Origin of the sequence: Streptomyces albireticuli, assembly GCF_021228125.1 — a bacterium.
Taxonomy (GTDB): domain Bacteria; phylum Actinomycetota; class Actinomycetes; order Streptomycetales; family Streptomycetaceae; genus Streptomyces; species Streptomyces albireticuli.
Genome location: NZ_JAJQQS010000019.1, coordinates 1 through 16,031 on the forward strand (window position 1 = coordinate 1; position 16,031 = coordinate 16,031).

Here is a 16,031-nt window from a genome sequence, read left to right on the forward strand (position 1 = left end):
ACCGGTACAACGCCACCGCGTCCGCCTTGAACTCGGCGGGGTAATGCTTCATCCCCACGGGGACTCCGTTCTCCTGGACCATCAAGATCCAAGTCTCTCCGGTGTCCAAAACCCGGGGTCAAGACCCCTTCGCGGTCAAGCCCACTAGAACAGCGACGTACCCGCCGGTGGCGAGCACCACGTCAGTGCGGAAATCTGCGACCATCTTGCACGCCAGATCCACAGCCCACCGCGGCGCAGGCTGCCGCGAACCAGAGGCCCGCCTCGGGCAAGAACCCCGCAGCCGGCCTACCGTTCACCAAGAAGGACGGCGTCTGGGAGGTCAGCACCGCCACGCCTACGTTACGCAACACTGTCACCGACCCGGATGGTGACAAGAGCAACCTCACCTTCGAGGTGTGGACCACGGACACCGGAGGTAAGCCGAAGAGCCGGGTCAAGCTGACGGACGACAACGAGTACGGTGTCCTCGTCTCCGGCTTTGTCGCCTCAGGCAAGACCGCCCAGGTCACGGTCCCGGCTGGCAAGTTAAACGGCGGCCAGACCTACGCGTTGCGCACCTCCGCTTTTGACGGAACGCTGTACGAGACGGACTGGTCGCCCTGGGCCACGTTCAAGATCGACAAGCCGGTGCCGGCGAAGCCCACCAGCGTGGCGAACAACGGCAAGCCGGGTGAGTTCACCGTCTCCCTCCCCGCCGGTCACACGGCACAGTGGGTGGAGTGGCAGCTCGACCAGGCTGCATGGAAGCGTGCGGACGCTTCCGGGAAGACGTCGGTGACGATCGACACCGGCCTGCGCGCAGCCGTCGCGGCCGCCCGTGCTGCGGGTGATCACGTCCTCAACGTGCGCACTGCCAACGACGGTGGCGCCTCTGACGCTGTCTCCGTGGCGTTTTCGGGGAATGGAACCGGCAATACCGGCAAGGACCACGCGGTGGACCTCACCCTGCCGAACCCGGTCTCCACGGCACCGAACCCGGATCAGACGGGCAAGGTCACCCGCCCGCTCGGGGCCTCCGCGTCCAGCAGCCCGCCGCCCTTCGCGCCCTCCGGGCCCAAGGAACAGTGCGGACCGGTCGGCAAGGACGGTGGGCAGGCGTGCTTCGGCGCCCCGGTGAAGTTCGACGACCTGCCCGACGACGTCAAGGCCAAGGCGAAGCTGCGGGCCCCGGCCCCGGCCGCGGGCGGCATGACCGACTGGTGCAAGACGAGCAACTCCGGCGCCCTGGCCACCCGCACCGTCCAGTGCGAGTCCAAGCAGCTGCCCGTCATCTACCGCGTGGACGGCAAGCCGATCGCGACCGCCTACTTCACGATGACGCGTGAGATCTCTGTCGAGAATTCCGCGAACAGCTTCACCCATCGCCTGAACATCCACCCGGTCCTGGTCGCGCCGGCCTTCCGTGCCATCGAGATGGTCATGGACAACCGGACGTGCGTGGGCAGCACCGCCGCCCAGTGCAAGGACCCGGGCAAGGCCGAACTGTCGGACTGGGACGGGAAGGCCATCTGGCAGTCCCCCACGGACACCCATGACGCCAGCCTGACCACGACGTACACGTGGACAACTCGACCAAGGGCGCGGAGTACGACCTCCGGGCGGACTTCATGATCAAGGGAATCCTGATCGCGGGCAACACGCCCGGCCCGGTGTTCATGACCGACTTCCGCCGGGCCATGTCCGACCCGTCGGACCAGGAAGAGATCCGCTGCGACACCAAGGGCACCGCATCCGCGCTGAGCGGCTGCGAGTTCAAGAACGTCGCGCCGGGCTACACGTTCAACGCCGCCAAGTACCCGCAGGCCGCTGCCCACACGTGGCTGCTGCAGGAGAAGCTGCCCAACACCATGGGCGTGAAGACCCGCGACACCCCTCTGTACTACCTGCCCGGCGGAACGCGCGCGGACGGCAAGAAAAACAGGGACGCCATCTGCGACGTGGCGTCCTGGGCCAAGGGCAACGGCGATCTCAGCGCCATGGACGGAGCCGGGGACAAACCCAACTGTGACGAGTTCGCGTTCAACACCACCTACAACAGCGGCGGCATGCCAAAGAGCGAGGGCGGCCTGAACGAGGTCTCCTCCGGCAGCCAGTGCGTGCAGACCTTCACCAAGAAGGCCGACGACCGAGCCGTGCACCTGTACGACATCGACGGACACGCCCCCACCTGGCGCGAGGTGTGCGGCCGCTCGGCGATCTCCGGAAAGCGCAACAGCGGCTCAATGGCCGGATTGTCCGGATTCGTCAGGAACATGCGCCTGCTGGACAAGGACCCCTACTGGCTCGAGACCGGCATGACCGGGCAATGCGCACAGGACTCCAAGACGGTCAAGTGCACCCTGCGCACCCAATAGCGAGACCATCCGGCCGAACTAGCCGGTGAACCGGGAACCACAACAAGGACACACGTGTGGGCGGCACACCCCTGGTGCGCTGCCCACACCCCCTACTGAGCAGGGTCCGGCAGCCCCGAGGGGTGTCCGGCCGGTCGGGAGGCGTGTGACCGGCCGGGGGTCCTTGGGGCGCGGCGGCCGGGTCCTGTGCATGTGCACCCGGATGCGCGTGGGCCGACCGCCGCTAGGGCCTGTCCGGCCGATCATGCGGCTGATCCTGCACCGGTCTGATCCGGGAGTCGGGAGGGACACAAGGAAGCGCCGGGCCGGAGGATTCTTGGCGCGCCGGCCCTGGTAAAACAGTGACCGGTGGGTATCCAGGAGCGCGAACGAAAGATGTACCGGCCGCTGCGGCGGGCCGGCCTCGAGGTGATCCCCGACGCAGTGCCGGACGGCACGATGCCGTTCGTCTCCGGATGGCATCCCAAGGACGTTGTCGGCGGCTTCTCCCACCGGTATGAAACCCCACGGCTCGTCGAGCGTCTCAACGAGGACTGGTACGACCTGGCGGTTTCCTCGGGCCTTCTCGACCACCGGCGCGAGTTCCTCGTCCTGCTTCCCCACGGCACCCACACACACCAAGCCGTCCTGCGTAAGCAGAACCAGCACTATGGCCGCCGTGCCGCACCGGCGGTCTGGGCCCGGGTCCGGCTCCTGGACCGCTGGGACGTCATGGGCCGGGGTGCGGCATCGGCGTTCCTCGGCGTGCGTGCGGGCCACCCGGGCTTTGGCATGATGGCGCTCGACAGCAGCATGTACATCAGCTGCTCGACCGGTGAGGCCGGTGTCGACGTGCTCGCGGTGCGTCACCCAGACCGCTCTGAGAACATCCTGCAGCACCTGGAATGGTACGCGAATTGGGACTACCCCCTTGCGGACAAGGAGTTGCAGAAGCGGATCGCCGTCTGGCTCGCGGGCCGCGCACCGGGGACCGTCAGCCGTCCCGACCGATGACCGCGCGCCCCGGCGGCGAGGTTGGCAAGAGTGCCACCGTCCAGATGATTATGCGACTACTCCGTTGCTGAATCGTTGACGTGGTCATGGGGCGGGGTGGCCTGACGGATGCCGAATGGGAGCGGCTCCGGCCGTTTCTGCCTGTCAGTAACGGCTGTTGTGGCAGGTGGCGGGATCACCGGCAGGTGAATGACGGGATTCTGCACCGGGTGCGGGCCGGCGTTCAACGGCGCGACCCGCCCGAACGGTTCGGTCCGTAGATGACGGTCTATGAACGCCACCGCTTATGGTCGGCTGACGGAACCTGGGAACGCCTGCTCCGGCAGGTCCAGGCCGGGGCCGATGCAGCGGGTGAGATCGACTGGGACATTTCCGTCGACTCCACCATCGTGAGAGCGCATCAGCACGCCGTCGGCGCCCGCACCGATCCGCCGCTGGCTCCCCCTCAAAGGGGGGACGTGCCGGCAGAACACCAGGACGAGACGCGGTGGCAGAGCCTCGTCGCCCGTCTGGCGGAGGTGGTCCTGGAGGTGAGGGCCTGGGCCGTTCGCGCGGCGGGTTCACGACCAAGCTCATGGAGGTGTGTGAGAAGCTCGGGCCGGCGACCGTGCCCCGGGAGGCGACGCCGGGCCTGCGCCCGGTGATGGAGATAGCCGACGTCGACTCCGAGCTCATCGACTGGTCGGCCACCCGTCGTGAGCAGATCGAGAAGGCGCTGGAGGGCATCACCGACCAATCCGTCCGTGAACACGGGCGGCTGCCCGGCGAACGCGTCCGGCGCGGACTCGGGTGGTGGGCGGCGCAGGACACCCGCCGGGAGAAGAAGCCCCTGAAGCCGCTGGAGATGCTGCGCGCGTGGTGGCGGGCGTCCGCGCTCCTGCGCTTCGGCAAGCAGATGGTCCGACGGCCTGCGGGAGCGGTGCCGGGCTGCGGGGGAAGGTGATCCGGGCCCGGGTGGGCCCGCTGGTAGACACGGTCCTCGCCGCCGTCGACGTCGCCGCGGTCGTCTTCACCATGCGCCGCACCTTCGCCCGCCGCCACGTCCTGGCCGAAGCCCGCCGGCACCTCGCGGAGACCCTGCGCGGCCGCGCCTTCCCTCCCGGCCTGGACGACTACATTGCGGACCGCGCCCTCCCCTGGTGCCCGACGGCGTGGTGCTCCTGCACAACGGCTCCCACGTGTTCGTGGAGATCGACCGCACGATGTCCTACACCCGCCTGCTCGCCAAGCTGGAGCGCTACGACGCCTACCGAGGCGCACCGGCGTCCGGCCGCGGTAACGCCGCCCGCGCTCCCACTGGCAGGAAACCTACGCCGAGCCGTCGCTGGAGCGTCCCTTCCCGCCGCTGCTGTTCGTCCTCGCCTCCGCGCGGCCCCGGTGACGAGGGAGGTCGCCTTCCAAGACCGCGCCTGGCCGAACCGGCGGATCACCGTGGCGACGACGCCCCTGTCCCTGCTGACCGCGTACGGGCCGGCCGGTGTGGCGGGTCGTCGGCCATGGGGAGAACGGTCGGGCCCTGGCCACGCGGCCGACGCTGCGGTGAACACGATGGGCCCGGCTCGTGTGTCGTTTCGGCCCTGGGGCGCACTTTAGCGCCCTGGGGACCATGACCCGGGCCGGACAGCGTCGATCTGCAGCCTCCGCCCGTCTGGGCGGCGTGGAGGGTGCCGCGGGGCTCCGGGCAAGTCCCGAGATGCACCTGGTCCAGCCTGGCCATGGGCGCGGCGCGCCCCTGCTCCCCGGCCGGGCCCCAGGGGGCGGTGGCCTCGCGCGGACCCGAACGCCTGGGCGAGCCACCGTCAGCATGTCACACCTTCGCTGGGTTTCCCCCGCTGGCAGCGCCTTGGGCCCCCAGGCCCGGGAACCTCTTCCCGGGGCCCTGCCCACCATGGGCCCCTGCGTCCCACGGAAAGGCTGGGTACCCATGAGAGCGTTCCGCCATCCGTCCCCACGTGCCATGCGGACCGTCAGGCGGGCCGGCGCCTTGGCCGCCGCCGCGGTGTTCACCGCCTGCGCCCTGCCCTCCCCGGCCCACGCCATCATCGGCGGAGACCAGGTCAAGGCGGGCGATTTCATCTTCGCCGCGTACCTCCGCGTCGGCAACAGCGACTCCTGCGGGGCCACCGTTCTCGACAGCCGCAACGTGCTGACCGCCGCCCACTGCGCCTCCCTCCTCGGCCCGGTTCCCCGCACCGATCTGACCGTCTACTTCGGCGTACGGCAGGTCAGCGGGAGCCGGATCGACGCGGCTGCCAGGAGGGACCCGTTCCTCCCGGGGGACGTCATCGTCCATGAAAACTACTGGGGCCCGCTCAACCGATTCCACAACGACATCGCCCTGATCCGGCTGCGCCGCCCCTTGCCCTTGGAGACCATCGGCGTCCAGGCGGCCACTCTGCCGGAGCAGGGCTCGGGCCCCGCCCCCGGCAGCCCGGTCACCGTGGCGGGCTGGGGAGCCACCAACCCCAACGGCACCATGCCAGCCGCCGTGCTGCGCTCCGTCACCGTCCCCGTCATCGAGCGCACCGCGTGCAAGCCCCCGGACAGATTGGGCGTGGACGACGGCCAGTTCTGTGCCGGGGAAGCCGGTGTGGCGAAGGCGACCTGCGCGGGGGACGGAGGCGGGCCGGCCGTCAACGCGGACGGGGTCCTCGTCGGCATCCCGTCCTACGGTGCAGTCCCCTGCGGTCCGGCGGACGTGTACACCCGCGTCGGCAACTACATCGACTGGATCAACGCCCACCGCAGCCCCTGACCCCAACAGGATCCGCACCAGCACGGAGTGATCCAGCGGCGCCTGGCCGAGGTCTACCTCCGGCTGGACCGGGACGACCACCGTCGACCCGGAGGGCCGCTTCCTGGGCGATGGAACTGTGCGAAGTCGCAGCCGCTCGCCATCTATCAGCAGCTGCTCGCCGTGTACTGCCGACCGTCACACTGTGGTGAGGTGTGAAGATAACCCAGAATGTTAGTGGCCAGTTGGAATTCTCCATATTCTCCACTGCTGGCCAGTTGATGCGGAAAATGTTCGGCCGCCATTGATCACTCAGAGTGGTGGTTGTCGATGGGGGGTGGGCTGCTGGTCGTGTGCCGGGGACGCCGAGTCGAGTTCGCCGTGCCGGCCTGCCTGTTCAGTCGGGGCCGGCGGGTCAGGGCCGAGTTGGGGATGTCTGTTCTGGAAGTTCGCCGAAGATCATGCGGTGCCCGCGGGCTGTGTCCACGTATTCACGGACGCGGTGGATCAGCCCGTCCCGGAGCTCGAAGAGGAAGCAGTAGTCGTTGGTGTAGGGGCTGCCGTTGGCGAGCGTGGCTGTCATGGTCGCCTCCACGGTCACTCGGTCGCCGTCGGTGTGAGACCCGTGGAAGGTGACGGTGACGTCACGCGCGAGCAGACGGGGGAAGCCCTCGGTGAAGAAGCGCACGATTGCCTTCCTGCCCACCATGTGGTGGGTCGACTCGAGCGCGAGGGCAGTGGCGTTTCCAGGGGGCGACAGCCATTCGGCGTCCTCGGTGAGGACCGCGGAGATCTGGTCAGGGTCGCTGCCGGCAAACGCCTGGAAGGCGCCTCAGATCCCCGCCGCAGATCTCGCCGAGGGATGGTCGGGGCCAACCCGCCGCAACAGCTGCTGTCGTATGTCAACCATCTGCGCGGCGCACTCCCAAAGTCACCGCCGTGCACGAAGCCCGAACCAGGAGGTTGGTAGTACATCGTCAACGTGGCCCAGCGGATTCCGCCTGCGGTGCGGGACCGGGGGCCGCGCACCGGGGAGGGGTTCGCCGCGGACGTACGGCTGCAACTGCACCGTGGCCGGCGGTTCGAGATCACGGTCACCGACGCGCATACGGGCACGCGCACGGTGGACGGCTTCGAGTCGGTGGCCACCAGCAAGGTCGTCCTCCCGCTGACCGCCGAGCAGGCTGAGGCCTTCGGGCTGCCGGAGTCGGAGGAGGCGTACACGATCGAGGGTCTGGTCGTGGACGCCGAGCGTATGCCGGTCAAGCTGCCCACCACCCTCGCTCGACGACCAGCCACCGCACACCGCTTCTCCCGCGGCTGCCGCGATCGAACACGGAAGCGTACGGCCGTGAACCTCGTCGTACGAGCGGCCGATGTCACGCTCAAAGAGCGCAGGAAACTCGTCCTCGTTCCCCGTGAGGCGCCGCTGAACGAGATCCACCTGGAGAACATGCCGACCCTGGCCCGCATGGGCGCCCTGATCCTTCCGCCGATGCCGGCCTTCTACAACCACCCCAAGACCATCGACGACATCGTCATGCACCTCGTGGCCCGCATTCTCGACCACTTCGGTCTCGAAGTTCCTTCCGCCTTCCGCTGGAAGGGCGGGCTCGGCAAACCCCAAGCCGAGCTCGCGATGGACCCGATCGCAGAGCCGCCCCTGATGCGCATGCGCACACGTAGAGGGACGGGGTGAAGCCCCATCAACCCGCGAGAAACGCGGTCGTGGAGCACGCCGGAAATAAGAGAGAATCTCTTGGTTCACTCATGTACCAGGAGATTCATGCACAAGCGTCTGCCCCTGCTCGCCGCCTGCCTCACGGTCGCCGTCTTCGGCGTCTCGGCCTGCGGCCCGTCCGGTGACAGCGGGTCGAGCCCCTCGGCGACACCGGCCGCCGCGTCCGCCTCGGCCGCCCCGTCCGGGAGCCCGTCGGCGTCTCCCGCGGAACTGCGCGGGCTGACAGGTCTGTCGGCCATGCTCTACCTCAGGACGCTCCGGAAGCACTATCCGGACCTGGACCGCATCAGCGACGACGTGCTCGTCGCTCACGGCAACGCTCTCTGTCTCGCCGGCGGGCAGGACCTCGTCGACCAGGTCAAGAAGTCCAAGCAGGAGCTTGAGCTCAACGGGAAGGAAGCTTCGGCGATTATGGGTATCGCGCACGGGAGTTGCGGCAGGAAGAACGTGTTCGATTGATGTCGGCCGCCTGGTCGGCAACGCCCCCGGTGAGCTGACGGGCGTAGTGCCGCACATAGGTCGAAGCCGGCGGGAGCGGCGTCGGCTCAGCCTTCGGACCGTGGTTCGCGTTCGGCCTCGATGAGGACGCGGCGGAGCAGGTTCCCCAACAGCTCCCGCTCGGCCGGGTCGAGGGCCCGCAGGATGCGGTGCTCCTCGCGTCCTTCTGTCTCCAGGGCGGACTGCCAGGCGGTCCGCCCTGGAGCGGTGAGTTCGACCGTCACCTTGCGGCGGTCCGTGGCGGACGCCTCGCGGCGGACGAAGCCGCGCCGCTCCAGGCCGTCGAGGCGGCTGGTCATCGCGGACGGGGAGAGCGTGAGCGCGGCCGCGAGTTCCGAGGGCGTGGCCCGGCCGTCGCGGCCGGCGAGGGTGTGCAGTGTCCGGTACTCGAAGCTCTGGAGGCCGTGCTCGGCGAGGGCCGCCTCCTTGGCCCGGCCCAGGTGTCTGACGAGTGCCGACATCCGGGCCACCGCGCCCTCCACCACCGGATCGAGGTCCGGCAGGATCTTCCGCCAGCGGGTGACGTGCTCGTCCACGGAGTCGCGCTCAGTCATGGACACATTTTACTTCGCCGCCACAAAGTACGTTGTCGAATATTGCGACGTCGAAGTAATCTCGCGGGATGACGACCCACCCCCTGCGGTTACGCGACTTCCGGCTGCTGTTCCTCAGCCGCACCATGTCCACGCTCAGCGACGCCCTCGTGCCCACCGCACTGAGCCTGGCCGTCGTCCAGATCACCGGCTCCGCCACGCTGCTCGCCGTCGTCCTGGGCTGCGCCCTCGGCACCCGGCTCGTGCTGCTGCCGGTGGCCGGCGCGATCGCCGACCGGTTCGACACCCGCCGGGTCGCCCTCGCCGCGGACCTCACGCGGATGGTCACCCAGGCGGTGGTGGCCGTGGAACTGCTCGGCGACGATCCCGGCATCACGTACATCGCGATCGCCCAGGCCGTGGCGGGAGCGGCGTCGGCGCTGGGCCTGTCCAACCTCTCGCCCCTGGTCACCAAGATCGTGCCCGCCGCCGGGGAGCTGCGGATCAAAGCCAATTCCCTGATGAGCGTGGCCAAGAGCGTCTCCCTGCTGGCCGGTCCCGCCCTGGCCGGAACCCTGATCCTCGCGGTCGGCTACGGCTGGGTCTTCGTGCTCGACGCGGCCGCCTTCGGCATCAGCGCCGCCCTGATGCTGACGGTCCGTCTGACCGAGGCCGCCCCCGCTCCCCGGGCGCGCACCTCGATCCGGGCCGACCTCACCGAGGGGTTCGCCGAGGTACGGGCCAGGGACTGGTACTGGACCAGCCTGATCGCGCACGCCGTGTGGAACTTCGTCGCCAACATCCTGCTCACCCTCGGCCCGCTTATCGCCGTGCGGCGGCTCGGCGGCGAGGGCGCCTGGGTCGCGGTGACCCAGGCGGGCGGCATCGGTCTCCTCGCCGGGTCCCTCCTGTCGGGCCGGGCCCGCCCGAAGCGTCCCGTGCTCGTCGGAAACATCGCCCTCGCCAGTTACGCGCTGCCGCTCGCCCTGTTCGCCGCCGGGGCCCCGCTGCCGCTGCTGGTGGCCGGCTACGGCATCGCCCTCGCCGCGCTCGGCTTCCTCAACCCCACCTGGGACACCACCGTCCAGACCGTCGTCCCACCGGGCGCGCTCGCCCGGGTCAGTTCCTACGACTGGCTGGTGTCGCTGGCCGCGCAGCCGCTCGGCGTGATCCTCGCCCCGGTCGCGCTGTCCCTGTGGGGCGAGCGGGTGCCCTTCGTGGCCGCCGCGGTCCTGGTCGCGGTGGTCTGCGTGGGCACGGCCGCGGTCCCCGGCGTACGGAACCTCCGCCTGGACCATGCGGAATCCGCCCGCACCGGGTCCGCGGGAGGAGAGGCCCGCGCGACGGCCGGGAGTGCGGCCGAAGCTCTCAGGGAGTGCGGGGAAGGCGCGAAAGCCCCCGTCTGATCGGCCAGGCGCGTGCCCTCAGCCGTCGAGGTGGCGGGTGTCGCCGAGGCGGGCGATCTGGCGGTTGTGGAAGAAGTCGTCCTCGCGCAGGTGGGTGATGCTGCCCGACGGCGCCCGGAGGTTGACGTAGCCGAGGGACTCGATCGGCATTCTGATCCAGGACGCCACGACGAACGTCAGGGCGAACCCGTGGGTCACGATGATCTGATGTGCGCAGGGACGCTCCAGGATCTCGTCCATGGCCGCGTAGACGCGGCGGGCCAGCGCCGCCTTCGTCTCGGCTCCCGGCACACCCTCGTCGTGCCCCATCCGGTCCCCGGTGGCGGGCGGCGGGACGAACCGCTCGTCCAGCCACCCCTGGGGCCGCCCCTCCGCCTCCCCGTAGGACTTCTCCCGCAGCCGGCGGTCCAGGACCGGCTCCACGCCGAACACTCCGGCGATCTCCTCGGCCGTGCGCCGGGTCCTCAACAGATCCGAGGAGATCAGCTCGACCTCGGCGTCCTCGGGGATCTCGGCCCGCAGCGCACGGGCGATGGCGGCCGCCGCCCGCACGCCGGTGGGGGTGAGGCGCGAATCGTGCCACCCGCCGACCACCCCCTCGACGTGGTGGCTCGCCTCCGGATGAGTGACGACGTGGATGCTGCGCACCGGCGCGTGCCTTTCCGGTAGGAGGGGAGAAACCTGCCTGACGCCGGACCGTACCGCATCACCGGAACGGGGCGCCGGGGATTCGGGGGAGGGACAGTTCCAGGACCATCAGGCCCCACAGCAGCCGGGCGTGGTCCCGGCCCTCCGTGTGTTCCGCGAGGACCCGCCGTACGGCGGGCCCGCTCAGGAATCCGGAGTCGCAGAGCCGGGGCCTGGCAAGGACGTCGGTGGTGAAGTCCCAGAGCTTGGTGCCCGGTGTCATGAAGGCGTCGACGGGGAACGTGAACGGCTGTTTCGGCCGCTCCTGGACGGACCGTGGGACCAGCCCCCTCCCGGCCGCCCACAGGATCCGCTTGCGCCGTGCCCCGTCGACCTTCAGCGCGTCGGGAGCGCGCCGCGCGAAGGCGGTCACGGACGGCTGGCAGTAGGGCACCCGGCCCTCGACCGCGTGCGCCATGGCGAGGTGGTCGAGTTTGCGCAGGTTGAGGCTGGGCAGCTTGTGCAGCCGGTCGAAGGACAGCACCTGTTCCAGACGTGACGGGCCCGGCCGGCCCAGCAGTTCCAGGGACCGCCGCCGGCTGCTCACCCCGGAGTCGACCAGGGCGCGGTACTCCGGGGTGTAGAGCCGCCGGTAGTACGCCTCCGGGACTAGTGACAGCCGGTCGAGATAGCGGGCCCGCCAGGTCTCGTCGTCCCCCGCGAGGGCGGTGCTGTGCCGGCGGTAGCCGCCGAACTGCTCGTCGGCGCCGTCGCCCACGAAGCAGACCCGGAAGGAACTCCTCGCGATCTCCCGGAAGAGGACGTACGCGCTCACGGCGTGCGGTGTGGCGTTCGGCGTGCCCAGCGCCGTCACCGTGGCCGGGATCAGGTCGGGCAGGTCCGCCTCCCGGATCTCCACCACTTCGAGCGGGATCCCGGCGTGCGCCGCGGCCTCGCGCGCGTAGCCCTCCTCGTCCGAGTCGTGGCTGCCCTCGTGCGTCACGTGGAAACCGGTGACGTCGGCACGGCGGCGCCGCAGCAGGGTGGCGATCACGGCGGAGTCCAGGCCGCCCGAGACCTGGACCGCCACCGGCGCGGACTGGGTGGACATCCGCTCCACTTCCCGGGTCAGCAGCGCGCCGAGACCCTCAGGCGTGCACGCGTCGCCCGCGGGCGGGGGACAGGTGTTCCGGGGCCGGTGTTTGACGACGGTCCTGACGTCGTGGACCAGCTGCTCACCCGGACGCAGGGACGACACCCCGGCGTACCACGACGTCCCGTTGGGCAGGCATTGCCAGTTCATGTAGTGGTCGACGGCGAGAGGGTCCACGTCGAGGGGCCGGGGCCGCAGGGCGGTCAGACCACTCAGCTCGGACGAGAAGGCGACGCCGTCCCCGGTGACGGCGTAGTACAGGCTCTTGACGGCGAGGGGATCGCACCACAGTTTGAGCCGCTGCCCGAAGCGCAGGTCCATCAGGGCGATGGCGTACATCCCTTCGAGCCGGTCGACGAAGCGGTCGCCGTGGAGCTCGTAGTACGGCACCAGGACCGAACCGTCCGAGTCACCGTCGACACGTACGCCACGCCCGGCGAGCTCCTCCCTGATGGCGCGGAAGTTGTAGATCTCGCCGTTGAACACCGCGTGCACCGAACCACCGGCGTTGGTGAAGGGCTGGCGGCCGTGGGACGGGTCCTGGATCGAGAGGCGGTTGCACCCCAGGCCCCAGTTCTCCCCCCGGACGCAGTGCTGCTGGTCCGGGCCGCCCGACAGCTGGGCGTCCCGCGCGGCGCGCAGGGCGGTCTCGTCGGGACCGGCCCCGACGTAGCCGTAGATCCGGCACAAGGGCGTCTCCCCCTGGCGATCGCTGAGGGCCGGGCGGCCTCTCAGGCGGACTTGTTGTTCTCCCCGGCGGGTGCCGTCCGGCCGGCGGCCCACTCCTGGAGCGGCAGGCGGTGCGCCGCCGGGCGCCGTGCCGTCATGGCGGTCAGCAGTTCGCGCAGCGAGGGGAGGTCGGCCTCGGCCTCGCGGGCGCGGAAGCAGTACTCGTTGGAGATCTCGGCGTTCCAGCTCATCGTCCGGTGGAGTTCGCCCTTCAGCAGGCCGAGGAACTCCTCCCGGCCGACGAAGGCGTCGGCGCCGTCGCGCACCCGGCGGATCTCGGCGAAGGCCAGGTCGATGAGGTCGAGCCACTCCAGGACGGTGTCCGCCGCCTCGGCGGGGTCCGCCACCCCGTAGGCGTTGAGGTGACGGAACCGGGCGACCGGCCCGGACAGCCGCTGGGGGAGCCGGGCCAGGAAACGGGCCAGGTACTTGGGGTTGCGGTTGGTGTTGCCGTAGGCGTGGGTCAGGCCCCGGAAGGTGTCGACACCGAGCTTGCGGGCCGCGATCAGCGCGGACTCGTGGTCGCCCTGCGCCCACATGCCGGCCAGGTCACGGAAGTCCGGGTAGCTTCCGACCGCGGTGCGGAACGCCGTGTACGCGACCTCGCCCGGACGCACCTCCCCGGCGAGCTTCTCGAACCCGGCGGCGTTCGTCAGCGGGACACCGTACGTGAGGCGGGAGAGGAGACGGAAGTCCACGGCCGAGGAGGCGAAGCCGGACGACTTGCGGGCGCGGCCCCTCAACTGCGCGTACAGCCGCGCGTGCGCGGCGAGCATGTCGGAGATCTCCTGGACCGTCCAGTACTCGACGTCCACCCCGAGCAGGCTGTGGGGGAGGTAGTCGAAGCTGGCCTTCACCCGGTCGCCGCTCGTGTAGTACCTCATATGGCTCTCGCGGGGGAAGGTGTCACGGTGGAACCTCTCGTCCTTCGACTGCGCGATGACGCTGAAGTCGAAGTCCGACGACGGGGTGCCCGAGCCGTCCACGAGCGAGCCGGACAGTATCAGGATGTCGCCCTCGACGAGGTGGATCCTCGCGAGTACGGCCTCCTCGTCGAAGTCGTCCATGCCGTCGACCGGGGAGATATGTGCGCGGAAGGAGAGCATGACGGCTCTGCCCCTCTCTGCGGAGTGGGTGGTGCGACCGCCTCGGCCCGTGCGGTCGTCGATCCCGGGATGAGCGGGGGGAAGGCGTCGTCACTCCGGCACCCGGGCGCGTAAGTGATCGGCGAGCCGTCCGACCTCCCGGAGTACGTCGCGGAACCCGTACCGGAAACGGAACGTCGGCAACGCCGTCAAGGCGTCGTGGGTACGCGTGAGCGTTCCGTGGTCGGGTTCGTGGCCGAAGATGTTGAGATGTTTGTTCGGCAGGGCCAGGACGTGCTTCTCCAGCAGCCCGTCGCGTTCGGCGGGCGGTACGGGGGCGAATCCGGCCTCCGAGGGGTCGTCGGCGAGGCTCAGGTGCACGAGCGCGTCGACCCCGGTGGACCGCCCGATCTCCGTGCGCAGCAGGTCCGCGTACTCCCAGGGGTAGACCAGGGCCGTCCCGTGCACCTCGGCCCCCGACTCCCGCAGGACCGGAAGCGTCCGGTTGGCGGGGTGGGTCAGCGAGGCCAGGACGGCCCGCGCCCGGTCCCGCCCGAACAGCAGGTCCAGGGTGTCCAGCCGCACCGAGACGGACCGGGGCCACCCGACGCCCAGGACGCCGCTCCCGTCCGGCCGCGCCGTCAGGCTGACGTCGTCGTTGCACACCATGACGCCCGACCCGCGCAGCACACCGGCCATGATCAAGGAGGTCTTGCCCGCCCGGCTGCCGCCGACCAGGGCGACACCGAGGCCGTCCAGTTCGACGAGCCCGGCATGGAGGAAGAGCACCCCCTGGCGGCTCGCCGCCGTGCGGTGCACCGCACGGGTGGCCCGCAGGAGGGACTGGGTGACCCACGCCTCGCCTTCGGGGGCGAGGTGGAAGACGTGCCGGCGGGTGTGGTCGACCGCGTAGTCCACGGCGACTTCGCCCAGCGCGGTGACCGATTCCGGTACGGCGTCCTCCGGGGGCCGGGCGTCCGCGATCACCTGCCACGCACCCGGTCCGGAGAAGCCCGGTTCCACGGTGAGGTAAGGACTCGCGAGACGGGCGACGCGCTCCGCCACGGACGGTGTACACGTCAGGCCGGTGCGTGCGAAAGGGGAACGGACGGTGTACCGGTGCGCCGGGCCGCTCGAATCCATCGAATCCATCGGGTGCGTCACCCCCGCGTCGGCGTGCGGGCCGGGAAGCGGCCGCTCGATCGATCATGACAAGGTTTCCGTGCCCTGTCCGGAGCGATTCCGCTGGGCGGAACGGCCTCGGGACCGGCCGCCGCCGGTCACCGGCGGCCGGCGGAGACGGCGGTTCACGGAGCGGCCGGGTCCGGGCCCGTCACCAGCGGGCCGCGGGTGTCCCACCCCAGTTCTGCGAGGCCGCGGAAGAACCTGCCGTTGGACCGCGCGGCGGGCAGGCCCAGCAGCCGCACCAGATCGTCGGCCGCGGGCCCGGGTTCCAGCGGGGCGGACCCGGTGCCCATGTCGGTCCGAATCCAGCCCGGGCAGTAGGAGAAGGCCGACAGGTCCCCCTGACCCGCCGTGAAGTGCCGTGCCACCGTGAGGATCAGCGAGTTGGCCGCCAGCTTGGACGAGCGGTAGGCGAACGACGCCCCGTCGGCGTCCTGGAGCCTGCCCATTCCCGAGGAGACGCAGACGATCCGGCCCGACCCCCGCGCGAGCATGCGCGGCGCGTACCTCAGGACCAGGCGCGCCGTACCGAAGAGGTTGACCTCGAAGGTGTCCCGCAGGTCGTCCGCGGAGAGCGAGAAGAGGTCGCCGTAGCCCCGGCGGGGGTCGTCCAGGTAGACCCCGGCGTTGTTGACGAGGACGTCGACGTCCTCACCGGCGAACAGGTCGTCCGCGAGCGGCTCGCGCAGGTCGGCCACCCGGTAGTCGTCGAGGGCGTCGTTCCGGGGCGAGGCGGCAAGCCCCGCCCCCAGCACGCGGTAGCCGGCCGCCTTGAGGGCGCGGCAGAGGTGCGCCCCCAGGCCGCGGGAGACACCGGTCACCAACGCGCTCGGCATGCCCGCGAGCGTAACCGGTCCGCCGGAAGATGTCTGCGGTCGGAAACCGGTGGCACGACAGCGGGTTCCGGACCCGTGCCACCGCGCGCCGCGTGTCGCTCAACACGACTGCTGTATAAGCTGGTTGAACGAATCGAGGCACTCCAGGAAGGGA

14 protein-coding genes and 2 pseudogenes are annotated in these 16,031 nt (G+C 70.2%); 9 read left to right on the forward strand and 7 right to left on the reverse strand.

From position 1 onward, the window contains the following. Positions 1 to 396: 396 nt before the first annotated feature. The 6 genes and pseudogenes from LUZ64_RS28785 (at position 397) to LUZ64_RS28810 (ending at position 6,105) form a co-directional block, all read left to right on the forward strand. Positions 397 to 1,614: a hypothetical protein gene (locus LUZ64_RS28785; protein WP_095578496.1), complete on the forward strand. Its 1,218-nt coding sequence runs from the start codon at positions 397 to 399 to the stop codon at positions 1,612 to 1,614. Further along, complete coding sequence (locus LUZ64_RS28790) at positions 1,563 to 2,357, forward strand: hypothetical protein (RefSeq protein ID WP_095578497.1); 795 nt, start codon at positions 1,563 to 1,565, stop codon at positions 2,355 to 2,357. Before LUZ64_RS28785 ends, LUZ64_RS28790 begins: the two co-directional genes overlap by 52 nt. 348 nt (positions 2,358 to 2,705) lie before the next feature. Continuing rightward, on the forward strand, positions 2,706 to 3,350 hold the full coding sequence (locus LUZ64_RS28795) for a hypothetical protein (RefSeq protein WP_232398939.1): 645 nt from the start codon (positions 2,706 to 2,708) through the stop codon (positions 3,348 to 3,350). Between the two features lie 86 nt (positions 3,351 to 3,436). Beyond that, positions 3,437 to 3,924, forward strand: a pseudogene (locus LUZ64_RS28800) (transposase); the annotation flags it as partial. Continuing rightward, the gene (locus LUZ64_RS28805) at positions 3,925 to 4,293 is read left to right on the forward strand and encodes a relaxase domain-containing protein (protein WP_232398970.1); all 369 of its coding nucleotides are present in this window, start codon (positions 3,925 to 3,927) and stop codon (positions 4,291 to 4,293) included. Between the two features lie 1,014 nt (positions 4,294 to 5,307). Then, positions 5,308 to 6,105 (forward strand): S1 family serine peptidase, encoded by a 798-nt coding sequence (locus tag LUZ64_RS28810; protein WP_170116628.1) that lies wholly within the window; start codon positions 5,308 to 5,310, stop codon positions 6,103 to 6,105. Between the two features lie 394 nt (positions 6,106 to 6,499). Here LUZ64_RS28810 and LUZ64_RS28815 read toward each other — a convergent pair. Next, positions 6,500 to 6,898: pseudogene (locus tag LUZ64_RS28815) on the reverse strand (nuclear transport factor 2 family protein); the annotation flags it as partial. A 168-nt stretch (positions 6,899 to 7,066) separates the two neighbouring features. Between LUZ64_RS28815 and LUZ64_RS36975 the strand changes: the two are divergent. Next, complete coding sequence (locus LUZ64_RS36975) at positions 7,067 to 7,783, forward strand: UbiX family flavin prenyltransferase (RefSeq protein WP_276528248.1); 717 nt, start codon at positions 7,067 to 7,069, stop codon at positions 7,781 to 7,783. 87 nt (positions 7,784 to 7,870) lie between these two features. After that, positions 7,871 to 8,284, forward strand: coding sequence for a hypothetical protein (locus tag LUZ64_RS28825; RefSeq protein WP_095578502.1), 414 nt, complete (start codon positions 7,871 to 7,873; stop codon positions 8,282 to 8,284). A gap of 86 nt (positions 8,285 to 8,370) precedes the next feature. Here the strand turns inward: LUZ64_RS28825 and LUZ64_RS28830 are convergent, their stop codons facing one another. After that, positions 8,371 to 8,877 (reverse strand): MarR family winged helix-turn-helix transcriptional regulator, encoded by a 507-nt coding sequence (locus LUZ64_RS28830; RefSeq protein ID WP_095578503.1) that lies wholly within the window; start codon positions 8,875 to 8,877, stop codon positions 8,371 to 8,373. 68 nt (positions 8,878 to 8,945) lie between these two features. On the opposite strand from LUZ64_RS28830, the gene LUZ64_RS28835 reads away from it, so the two are divergent. Next, a complete protein-coding gene (locus LUZ64_RS28835) occupies positions 8,946 to 10,262 on the forward strand; it encodes an MFS transporter (RefSeq protein WP_095578504.1) in 1,317 nt (438 codons plus the stop codon). Positions 10,263 to 10,280: 18 nt separating this feature from the next. Here the strand turns inward: LUZ64_RS28835 and LUZ64_RS28840 are convergent, their stop codons facing one another. From LUZ64_RS28840 to LUZ64_RS28860, 5 genes are all read right to left on the reverse strand, one after another. Then, the gene (locus tag LUZ64_RS28840; RefSeq protein ID WP_095578505.1) at positions 10,281 to 10,910 is read right to left on the reverse strand and encodes a histidine phosphatase family protein; all 630 of its coding nucleotides are present in this window, start codon (positions 10,908 to 10,910) and stop codon (positions 10,281 to 10,283) included. Positions 10,911 to 10,968: 58 nt separating this feature from the next. Further along, positions 10,969 to 12,732: an asparagine synthase (glutamine-hydrolyzing) gene (gene asnB / locus LUZ64_RS28845; protein ID WP_170116629.1), complete on the reverse strand. Its 1,764-nt coding sequence runs from the start codon at positions 12,730 to 12,732 to the stop codon at positions 10,969 to 10,971. A 41-nt stretch (positions 12,733 to 12,773) separates the two neighbouring features. Continuing rightward, positions 12,774 to 13,877, reverse strand: coding sequence for a hypothetical protein (locus LUZ64_RS28850; protein ID WP_170116630.1), 1,104 nt, complete (start codon positions 13,875 to 13,877; stop codon positions 12,774 to 12,776). A gap of 90 nt (positions 13,878 to 13,967) precedes the next feature. Next, a complete protein-coding gene (locus tag LUZ64_RS28855) occupies positions 13,968 to 14,921 on the reverse strand; it encodes a hypothetical protein (protein ID WP_143592993.1) in 954 nt (317 codons plus the stop codon). A 242-nt stretch (positions 14,922 to 15,163) separates the two neighbouring features. Then, positions 15,164 to 15,877 (reverse strand): SDR family NAD(P)-dependent oxidoreductase, encoded by a 714-nt coding sequence (locus LUZ64_RS28860; protein ID WP_095578507.1) that lies wholly within the window; start codon positions 15,875 to 15,877, stop codon positions 15,164 to 15,166. Positions 15,878 to 16,031: the final 154 nt, after the last annotated feature.